11 protein-coding genes are annotated in these 10,269 nt (G+C 62.8%); all 11 read left to right on the top strand.

What is annotated here, in order from left to right; all coding sequences use genetic code 11:
• Positions 1-24 precede the first annotated feature (24 nt).
• The 11 genes from LN450_RS14910 (at position 25) to LN450_RS14860 (ending at position 10,256) form a co-directional block, all read left to right on the top strand.
• Complete coding sequence (locus LN450_RS14910) at positions 25-405, top strand: helix-turn-helix domain-containing protein (protein WP_228892871.1); 381 nt, start codon at positions 25-27, stop codon at positions 403-405.
• Between the two features lie 174 nt (positions 406-579).
• A complete protein-coding gene (gene copL / locus LN450_RS14905) occupies positions 580-999 on the top strand; it encodes a transcriptional regulator CopL (RefSeq protein ID WP_012480218.1) in 420 nt (139 codons plus the stop codon).
• Positions 1,000-1,112: 113 nt separating this feature from the next.
• Positions 1,113-2,981, top strand: coding sequence for a copper resistance system multicopper oxidase (locus LN450_RS14900; protein WP_012480217.1), 1,869 nt, complete (start codon positions 1,113-1,115; stop codon positions 2,979-2,981).
• Positions 2,978-4,099 (top strand): copper resistance protein B, encoded by a 1,122-nt coding sequence (locus tag LN450_RS14895; RefSeq protein ID WP_074038363.1) that lies wholly within the window; start codon positions 2,978-2,980, stop codon positions 4,097-4,099. The genes LN450_RS14900 and LN450_RS14895 overlap by 4 nt, the downstream gene beginning before the upstream one ends.
• 54 nt (positions 4,100-4,153) lie before the next feature.
• On the top strand, positions 4,154-4,882 hold the full coding sequence (locus LN450_RS14890; protein WP_228892868.1) for a c-type cytochrome: 729 nt from the start codon (positions 4,154-4,156) through the stop codon (positions 4,880-4,882).
• A gap of 19 nt (positions 4,883-4,901) precedes the next feature.
• Positions 4,902-5,411, top strand: coding sequence for a nuclear transport factor 2 family protein (locus tag LN450_RS14885; protein ID WP_012480215.1), 510 nt, complete (start codon positions 4,902-4,904; stop codon positions 5,409-5,411).
• Positions 5,412-5,425: 14 nt separating this feature from the next.
• Positions 5,426-5,950, top strand: a complete 525-nt coding sequence (locus tag LN450_RS14880) for a DUF411 domain-containing protein (RefSeq protein WP_241685094.1) — start codon at positions 5,426-5,428, stop codon at positions 5,948-5,950.
• Positions 5,951-6,020: 70 nt separating this feature from the next.
• A complete protein-coding gene (locus LN450_RS14875; protein ID WP_012480213.1) occupies positions 6,021-6,371 on the top strand; it encodes a four-helix bundle copper-binding protein in 351 nt (116 codons plus the stop codon).
• A gap of 178 nt (positions 6,372-6,549) precedes the next feature.
• Positions 6,550-6,933, top strand: coding sequence for a copper homeostasis periplasmic binding protein CopC (gene copC, locus LN450_RS14870; RefSeq protein WP_074038361.1), 384 nt, complete (start codon positions 6,550-6,552; stop codon positions 6,931-6,933).
• Between the two features lie 10 nt (positions 6,934-6,943).
• Complete coding sequence (gene copD, locus LN450_RS14865; protein WP_017354978.1) at positions 6,944-7,873, top strand: copper homeostasis membrane protein CopD; 930 nt, start codon at positions 6,944-6,946, stop codon at positions 7,871-7,873.
• Positions 7,874-8,120: 247 nt separating this feature from the next.
• A complete protein-coding gene (locus LN450_RS14860; protein ID WP_024957401.1) occupies positions 8,121-10,256 on the top strand; it encodes a copper-transporting P-type ATPase in 2,136 nt (711 codons plus the stop codon).
• Positions 10,257-10,269 lie beyond the last annotated feature (13 nt).

The raw sequence follows: 10,269 nt of genomic DNA, 5'->3' as shown, positions 1-10,269 counted from the left end.
CCTCAAAGCTAAGAATATCTTAGTATGCAAGGCAGGGTACATCCGCCATCCTTATGGCGGTCTCCATGGGGTGCGCGCGTGACTTTGTCCGTCGACTCAACACCGACCTTCGCTCGACGCCTCAAACAAGCCCGCCTGCACACGGGTTTGTCGCAGAAGGAGTTGGGCATCCGGGCCGGTCTGGATCCTCACGTGGCCAGCCCCCGAATCAACCAGTACGAGCGTGGCAAGCACGAGCCCATGCTGGAGATTGCTGAGCGGTTGGCCCAAGCGTTGGGGATCCCCGCTGCCTTCCTTTACACCGACGATGATCTGCTGGCCAAGTTGCTCCTGCGCTGGGGCTCGCTAAGCAAGCAGCAGAAGCGCGAGTTGGTGAAGCTGATCGAGGCCACGCCCGAGAAGTAAACCGAACAAGCGCTCGCCCTATGGGCAACTCTTCGCCTCAACCCGCCCTTTGGGCGCTTCTGGAGGGAGCTGCAGTGTCCGCGGCTAGTGCGACTGACAAGTCGCGACATCTCAGGCTTACTTGAGATTTTGTTCACGACCGATACACACGCGCCTTGTCTAAAGTGATATACCATGTCGCCCGTGTCAGCCTCCTCACTTCTACTGCGACTGTTCCTGATCGCCATGCTCGTGCTTAACGGCGCGTGGTCGGCGTTTGCGTCCGTCAGTATGAACCCGGTCATGGAAGAGCAGGCCAGCGAAGTGGCTGCCGCGGTGCAAGTCGACGAAGACTGCTTCGCCCATCACAGTGCTGAGCATCATCCCGATGCCACATCGATTGAAAAGGCTGGCACTGGGCATGGCGACCATGCCGGTCCCGACTGTTGCAAGTCTTCTGCGTGCCGGTGCGCCTGCGTACACGCTTGCGCGAGCGCACTTCCTGCGCGCCTGCATGTTTCGGTGCAACTGGCCTTGGGCCTGGATGTCATGCCGCTGCCCCTAGGGCATGCGGCACCTGCCTTGCCTCATCTGATCCGACCACCGATCGGCTAAGCGTCCCTAGGCGCCGCAATGGCGCCGTTGGTGTGGCTTGCATGCCTGTTTAGGCCAGCCGCCCGCTCTGTACCACCGCCCGCCGGTGGCAACACGACGCTTGGAGCATTTTCATGTCGCATGATGATTTTCGTGGTCCACGCGGTGGACCGCTGCTGCCTTCGCGGCGGCGATTTGTCCAAGGCTTGGCCTTGGGAGGCGCAGTCGCAGGATTAGGTTTCTGGCCCAAAGCCAGTTGGGCGCTCAAGGGGCCGGGACAACCCAACGTACTATCGGGCACTGAGTTTGACCTGACCATTGGCGAGACGCCGATGAACTTCACCGGCAAGACCCGCACCGCGATCACGGTCAACGGGTCCGTTCCGGCGCCGTTGCTGCGGTGGCGGGAAGGCACCACGGTCAACTTGCGCGTCTCTAATGCATTGCCCGCTAACTCCATCCATGGCGCGGACACCTCCATCCATTGGCACGGCATCATTTTGCCGGCCAACATGGACGGCGTGCCGGGTCTGAGCTTTGACGGTATCGGACGTGGTGAGACCTACCACTACCGGTTCACCCTGCATCAGGGCGGAACCTACTGGTACCACAGCCACTCAGGGTTCCAGGAACAAGCCGGGCTCTATGGCCCGATCGTCATCGACCCATTGGAGCCGGAGCCCTTCAGTTTCGATCGCGACTACGTCGTGATGCTGAGCGATTGGACAGACCTGGACCCGACGGCCCTGTTCGATCGTTTGAAGAAGATGCCGGGCCATGACAATTACTACAAGCGCACGGTCGGCGATTTTGCGCGCGATGTGAAGCGCAACGGCCTGTCGGCCACGTTGGAAGATCGCAAGATGTGGGGCGTGATGCGGATGACGCCCACGGACCTGTCCGACGTCAACGCCAACACCTACACCTACCTGATGAACGGCACGACCTCACTGGGCAACTGGACCGGTTTGTTCCGCAGTGGCGAGAAGGTGCGCCTGCGTTTCATCAATGGCTCTGCCATGACGTACTTCGATGTGCGTATTCCGGGGCTGAAGATGACCGTGGTGGCGGCAGATGGCTTGTATGTCCATCCGGTTTCCGTCGACGAGTTCCGCATCGCGGTAGCAGAAACCTTCGATGTGATCGTGGAGCCCTCCGGGCAGGACGCATTCACCATCTTTGCCCAAGACTCCGGTCGCACCGGCTACATCAGCGGCACGCTCGCTGTGCGCGAAGGATTACGCGCGCCCGTTCCGTCTGTGGATCCCCGGCCGCTGCTGACGATGGCAGACATGGGCATGGATCATGGGTCGATGGATATGTCTGGCGGCAGCAAGGGCATGGAAGGCGGCTGTGGTGCGGCCATGGGCATGCCTGGCATGACCCCACCTGTCAGCGGTAACGCGACCTCGGCCCATGCAGGCCATGCGATGCCCGCCGCCGGCGATGGTGCCATGGCAGGCATGCAGCACGGGGGCATGCAATCACACCCTGCTAGCGAGACCAACAATCCCCTGTTGGACAACCAAGCCATGAGCGTGAGTTCGCGCTTGGATGATCCGGGCAATGGCCTGCGCGATAACGGCCGTCATGTGCTGACGTATTCCATGCTCAAGAGCACCTTTGAAGACCCTGACGGACGCGACCCCGGTCGCGAGATCGAGCTGCATCTGACCGGACACATGGAGAAATTCTCCTGGGGCTTCAACGGTCAGAAGTTTTCCGATGTCGAGCCGCTGCGGCTGAACTACGGCGAGCGTATGCGCATCGTATTGGTTAACGACACGATGATGACCCATCCCATCCATTTGCACGGCATGTGGAGTGACGTGGAGGACGACAACGGCAACTTCATGGTGCGCAAGCACACGGTGGATATGCCGCCAGGTAGCCGACGCACGTATCGCGTGCGTGCCGATGCGTTGGGCAGCTGGGCGTTCCATTGCCACCTGCTTTATCACATGGAAGCCGGAATGATGCGCACGGTGAGGGTCGACGAATGAACATCAATAGACGCGATACCACCCTGACTGCGCTGACGGCTATCTCGCTGGCCCTGGCCAATGCGGCCAGCGCCCAATCTATGCAGCACGGCTCCATGCAGATGGAGCAGGGCGCGCAGACCCAGACTCAGGATCACTCTGCACATCAGGCGCCGACATCAAAACCTGCGCCAGCCCAAAAGCCTGCAACACCGGCCAAGACGAGCGAAGCGACGATCGATCATGCGGCGATGGGCCACGCCGAGCCGCAGGCTAACGCAGCCGAGCCTGCCATGCAGGGCATGGACCATTCGCAGATGGGGCACGGCTCGCCCGCGAGCACACCTGCGGCGCCCACAGCGCAGGCGCAGTCGATGCAGGGCATGGACCACAGTCAGATGGGACACGGGCCTGCAGCGCCAACGCAGCCGCGCACCCCGATTCCCGCGGTGACGGACGCGGATCGCAAGGCGGCCATCGCGCCGGAACACGCGCATCCGGTGCATGACAACTCGATCAAGAGCTACGTGCTGCTCAATCGCCTGGAAACCTGGGATGCCGATCCGGGCACCGGGCTGGGCTGGGAGGGCCAGGGCTGGATCGGTACGGACCTCAATCGCGTCTGGCTCCGCAGTGAAGGCGAACGCACGGATGGTCAGACCGAGTCGGCTGATCTGGAAGTGCTTTACGGCCGCAGTATCTCCACGTGGTGGGATGTGGTGGCCGGTGTGCGTCATGACTTCAAGCCTGGGGCATCGCAGAACTTCGCCGCTATCGGTGTACAGGGCTTGGCGCCGATGAAGTTCGAAGTGTCCGCCACAGCCTATCTCGGCGAAGGGGGCCAGACTGCCGCCAATGTCGAGGCCGAGTACGAATTGCTGCTAACCAACCGGCTGATCTTGCAGCCGCTGGTGGAAGTCACCGCCTATGGCAAGAACGATCCATTGCGCGGGATAGGTTCGGGTCTGAGTGCCGCTGAGGCGGGGCTACGACTTCGCTATGAGTTCACCCGAAAGTTCGCTCCCTACATCGGCGTGGTGTACGAGCGCGCGTTTGGCAATACCGCAGACATGCGACGCGAGCATGGCGAGTCCTTTGAAGACACGCGCTTGGTCATCGGCCTTCGTACCTGGTTCTAAGGGGAACTGACAATGAGATCCAACAAAAAGATGTGGGTATGGCTCGGTGCCGGCGTGGCATTGGTTGCGGTGGTCGCAACCGCCACGGTCTCTCTGGGCGTGTACAACGTGGCCGCCGACGATCCGCATAGTCGCCCGGTGTATGCGCTACTTGAAACGGCGCGCGAGCGTTCCATTGAGGTGCGCGCCGCCAAGCTTCAGCTACCCACGAACCTTGATGATCCTGAGCGTATCCGCCAGGGTGCGGGCAACTACAACGCCATGTGCGTGACCTGCCATCTTTCACCAGACGCGGCGGCCACCGAGATGAGCAAGGGCCTGTACCCCGCGCCACCGAACCTAAGCAAACAGCCGGTCGCTCCAGCTGAGGCGTTCTGGGTGATCAAGCACGGCATCAAGGCCAGCGGCATGCCCGCTTGGGGCGGCAGCATGGACGATGAGTTCATATGGAACATGTCGGCCTTCCTGCAGAAGTTGCCCACGCTGGACGCGACTGCGTACAAGGAACTTGTCGACAGCAGCGAGGGCCATTCGCATGGCGGCGGCGAGACGCAAGGCCACCATGACGACGAAAAGGCCGAGGATCACCCTGCCTTATTCGAGCCGGGCAACAACTCCATGCCGCATGCGCACCCGCCGGGCGTGGACGACGATCACCACGGCCCGACACCCAGCGACACGGAAGTCGGGTTGGTGAGCCACGGCCATCCCGACGGCAAGGTGGAGTCGCACCCTGCACCACACACGCCCGTGGCCGATGACGGCCATGCGCACCCCCATTGATCTCCTTGGAGCCCACGCAATGAACGCAACAGCAATCTCGTTCACCCTCGCACTGGCACTGGCCGTCGTGTCCCCCGCAATGGCGCAGGCGACACAGCCGCACGCACATCACCCCGCTGCCGCGGCATCTGCGGACGTCGACGTCCCAGTCACTGCAGAGGCCGCGGTCGCCGTAGCGGAGCGTTTCAACAGGGCCCTGTCTAGCGGCGATCTGGCCACGGTCGAAGCCCTGCTCGCTGCCGACGTTCTCATCCTCGAGTCCGGGGGCGCCGAACGCAGCCGCGAGGAATACATGGGCCATCACGCAGTCAGCGATGCGGCATTCCTCAAGGGCGCCCATCGCCAGCTGCTCCGTCAGCGCGCACGAGCCGCTGGCGAGTTCGCGTGGGTCGGAACCGAAAGCGAGTTGCATGCCCAGAAGGACGGCCAGCCACTGACCGTCCAGAGCGCCGAGACGATGGTGCTGAAGGAGACCGCGGACGGCTGGCGGATCGTCCACATCCACTGGTCCTCGCGGACCAAGCGCTGAGTCGAGAGATTGAAATGACTACGCTCACATTGCACCGTCTGACTTTTGTGGTCCTTGCCGTGGCTGGTCTGGGTGCTTGCACCCAGGATGCTTCATCCGCGCAACCCACAACCTCGCCCTCCGCACAGGTTGTCGTCCAATCAGCCGACGCGACTCCAGCAGCCCTGCCACGCATGACCGTCCACAAGACCCCGACCTGCGGGTGCTGCGGTGTCTGGATCGACCACGTGCAGAAGGCGGGATTCACCGTGGATGTGCACGACATGGATGACCTGGGTCTGGTCAAGGAGCGGTTGGGTGTCCCCTATGCAAAGGGCTCCTGCCACACGGCCGAGATCGGCGGATACGTCATCGAAGGCCACGTTCCGGCCGCGGACATCAAGCGTCTCCTCGAAGAAGAGCCGAACGCACGCGGCCTGGTCCTCCCAGGGATGCCGCTTGGTTCTCCGGGCATGGAGGTCCCGGAGGGACGCCAGCAGCCGTTCACGGTCGAGCTGATCCATCGCGACGGAACCACTGAACCGTTCGCACAGCACTGATCCGTCGCAGCAACAGGGGACGGTGTTGCGGGCGCGCCGATTCTCGCCCGCGAGGAAGAAGGAGAACTACATGACTCACCATTCCGCAGCACACCGGCCCCAGGCCATGAACGAGTGCATCGACAACTGCACGCAATGCCATGCGATCTGCCTGGAGACCATCAACTACTGCCTGACCAAAGGAGGTGTTCACGCGGCCCCGGAGCACATCGCCCTGTTGGCGACGTGTGCCGATACCTGCGCAACCAGTGCCGACGCGATGCTGCGTGGTGCCAGCGTTCACGACGTGGTTTGCGGTGCCTGCGCGGAGATCTGCCGCCAGTGCGCCGATGCATGCGACGCCATGAACGACCCTGAGATGACGCGCTGCGCCGAAGTTTGTCGCCGCTGCGCGGAAAGCTGCAGCGCCATGGCAGCGTAATGCGTCGAGGATCCCGCCTGAGCCGGTGGGATCCTCGTCTCGCGAAAGCGGAAGTATCAAGAAAATCCGATAAATCGTGGTTTCAGTGACAGTCCGACATCTAACGCTTGTCGCATCGAACACAGCGCGGCCCCTCCCGAACGGGCTTTGCATCACATTCCAATGAGGATTTATCCATATGAAGTCGTCCAACGTCATTCGCTCCTTCGCGCTCGTCCTCGCAATCGCGGCCGGGCAGTTTTCGCTGCAGGTCGCGCACGCCCACGCCGCGCTGCAGCAGTCCACACCGGCGGCAAATGCGGTGGTGGCCTCGCCAGGCCAGATCGATCTCGTGTTCAACGAGACATTGATTCCGCGGGCGTCGCGTCTCAAGTTGCTCATGAAGCACGGCAGTTCCACCATGCCGATCGAGAATTTCACGACCGAGATCGTCAACAACGGCAAGACCCTGCGTGCCAAGTTGCCTGGACCGCTGGCTCCGGGCGTCTATACCGTGGATTACCGCGCCGTCGGTGGTGACAACCACCCCATGCCGGGCAGCTTCAGCTTCACGGTGCGCTGAGGAGTCGCGAATGTTCGACCTGTCGGCTTATGCACTGAGATTCTTGGAATACCTTGTCATCATGGTTCTTTTCGGGGTTCCACTCTTCGGTTGGTACGGGTCGCGTCGATCGGCACTCGCCGACGCCTTGGCCGGGTGGTCACTCATGGGCGTTCTATTGGCGGGTGCCGTAGCCGGTCTCGTGCTCACCGGGCTCGATGTCGTCTTCAAGACCGCGGGCATCATGGGAATGCCGCTTGCCGAGGTTGATCGCGCATCGCTTGGCTGGTATCTGCTCGAGACGTCCGCGGGCCGGGCAGCCATGGCGAGAGGCGCGCTGCTGGTCGCCCTGATGTTCGTGCTCGGATGGCATCGTCGCCGCGGGAAGGTGGAGACCGCCTTCCCGCTGGGGGCGATGCTGGCGGGCGGCGCACTCGCTTCGCTGGCATGGAACGGCCACGCCGCCGCTGGCGAGGGCTTGGCAGGCGCGGTCCGGCTTGCTGCAGGCATCGTCCATCTTCTCGCGGCAGGCGGCTGGATCGCAGCGGTCCTGATGTTCCTTGCCATGCTGCTGCGCGGCAAAGAGACGAACGGCAGCGGGCGTCTGCGATCAACGCATGACTTTCTGCATGGTTTTTCGACGCTGGGAACGATCTTCGTTGGTGCGCTCATCGTGTCCGGCATCGCGCACTACGGGGATCTCACCGCGTGGTCGTTTTCGGCCCTGTTCCAGAGCACCTACGGGAAGTTGCTGCTTTTCAAACTGGCCCTGTTCGCTGGAATGCTGGGTTTGGGAGCGCTGCACCGATGGACGCTGGTGCCGCGCTTGGAACGAGCGCTGACCAGCGGAGATCCCGCGCAGGAGGTGCGGGCTTTGCGGCAGAGTGTTACGGCTGAGGCCGCGCTGGCCATCTTGATCCTGATTGTTGTTTCAGTGCTCGGGACGCTCAGCCCCGAATAGCTGTGTAACCCGCAATGGCACACTGCCTTGGCAGTCCATCCCCACTAAAGCGAGCATCGGCATGAACTCACCGTCGTCCCATGACCATCACCATTCTGCAGGCGCAGCCCCTGTCGAGGCTGCGGATGGACGGGTCATCACCAATCCCGTCCGCTATACGGACGACGCTCCCCAGCAAGTTGAAGTGACCGCCCCAGCAGCGGTGGCCCAACCCAGCGGTACCCACGCCACGGTCTACACCTGCCCGATGCATCCGCAGATTCGTCAGCCAGGTCCCGGCACCTGTCCGATCTGCGGCATGGCGCTGGAGCCGGAGATGCCCTCGCTGGAGGAGGACGACAATCCAGAGTTACGCGATTTCACCCGAAGGTTCTGGTGGACGTTGCCTTTGACGTTGATCGTCCTGGTCTTGGCCATGCTGGGACACCGTCTGCCCGGCTTGTCCACGCAGGCGCGCACCTGGATTGAGCTCGTGCTGAGCGCCCCGGTGGTGCTCTGGGCGGGGTGGCCTTTCTTTGAGCGCTGCCTACAGTCCATCGGCAATCGCAGCCCCAACATGTGGACGCTGATCGGCATCGGCGTGGCCGCCGCGTTTGGCTACAGCGTGGTGGCCACCGTGGCACCGGACCTGTTTCCGGACTCTTTCCGCGAGCATGGACGGGTAGGGGTCTACTTCGAGGCGGCAGCGGTCATCGTCTCGCTCACCCTGCTCGGACAGCTGCTGGAACTGCGGGCGCGTTCCAAAACCTCGGCGGCCATCAAGTCCCTGCTGGGATTGGCGCCCAAGACGGCTCGCCGCGTCAAACCCGATGGGGGCGAAGAGGACGTTGCGCTGGATCACGTGCACGTGGGTGATCTGCTTCGCGTACGACCGGGCGAGAAGGTGCCGGTCGATGGGGAAGTCATCGAAGGCCGCGCCAGTGTCGATGAGTCGATGCTGACCGGTGAACCCATTCCGGTGGAGAAGGCTGTCGGTGATCACGTTATAGGCGCCACGCTCAACGGGACGGGCGCCTTAGTCATCCGGGCGGACAAAGTCGGATCCGGGACGGTACTGGCGCAGATTGTGCAGTTGGTAGCCCAAGCCCAGCGCTCCCGCGCGCCGATGCAGCGTATGGCGGACAAGGTGGCGTACTGGTTTGTCCTGGCCGTGCTGGCCACGGCGGTGCTCACGTTCTTCGGATGGGGTCTGTTTGGACCCGAACCGTCCTGGACCTTTGCCGTCCTCAATGCCGTATCGGTTCTGATCATTGCTTGCCCGTGTGCCTTGGGTTTGGCTACCCCCATGTCGATCATGGTCGCCACTGGCCGCGCTGCGCAGGTCGGGGTCCTGTTCCGCGATGCTCAGGCGATCGAGCAGCTACGTCTGATCGACACGTTGATCGTGGACAAGACCGGTACGTTGACCGAGGGGCGTCCAGCCTTTCGCGACACGCTCTCCAACGCCGGCTTCGACGCCGATCAGATCCTTTGTTTGGCCGGCAGCTTGGAGCAGGGCAGTGAGCACCCCTTGGCCGAGGCCATCGTGGCTGAAGCCCAGCGACGTGGCTTGAACCTGGTGGCCGCCCAAGATTTTGATTCGCTCACCGGCCAAGGCGTCCGCGGGCGCGTGTCCGATCAGGATGTCGTGCTCGGCAACCAAAGCCTGATGGCGTCGGTTGGCGCCGATGTAGCACCTTTGCAAAGCAGCGCCGAGCGTCTTCGGAAAGAAGGCGCTAGCGTGATGTTCCTGGCGGTCAATGGTCGGTTGGCCGGCGCCATTGCGGTGGCTGATCCCATCAAAGCCACGACCTTGCCTGCCTTGAACCTGCTACGTGCCGATGGCCTGCACGTGGTGATGGCCTCCGGTGACGCACAGGCGACGGCCGAGGCCGTGGGGCGCACGCTGGGCATCGAGGATGTGCGTGGTGGCGTCAAGCCGCAGGACAAGGCCGACCTGGTCCAGCAACTCAAAGCCCAGGGTCGTCGCGTGGCCATGGCTGGCGATGGCATCAACGATGCGCCGGCCCTGGCGGCAGCCGATGTGGGCATCGCGATGGGGACGGGCACGGATGTGGCCATGTCCAGCGCCCAGCTCACCCTGGTCAAGGGTGATTTGAGGCGCATCGTGCAAGCCCGTGCCATCTCGTCTTTGACGGTGGCCAATATGAAGCAGAACCTGGGCTTCGCCTTCGTCTACAACGCCATCGGCGTGCCTATCGCCGCCGGCTTGCTGTATCCCAGCTTCGGCCTTTTGCTCAGTCCGATGATGGCGGCCCTGGCCATGAGCCTGAGCTCGGTTTCGGTGGTCACCAATGCCCTGCGTTTGTCCGGCTCCACCGTTGTTGCCACCCCCCACCCTGACCGCGCCGATGAGCCTGCGCGCGGCCATTCCTGTCACTGATGGCTCATATCCC

This window comes from Xanthomonas euvesicatoria pv. euvesicatoria, assembly GCF_020880415.1.
Taxonomy (GTDB): domain Bacteria; phylum Pseudomonadota; class Gammaproteobacteria; order Xanthomonadales; family Xanthomonadaceae; genus Xanthomonas; species Xanthomonas euvesicatoria.
This window is presented reverse-complemented; position numbering and strand designations above follow the sequence as displayed.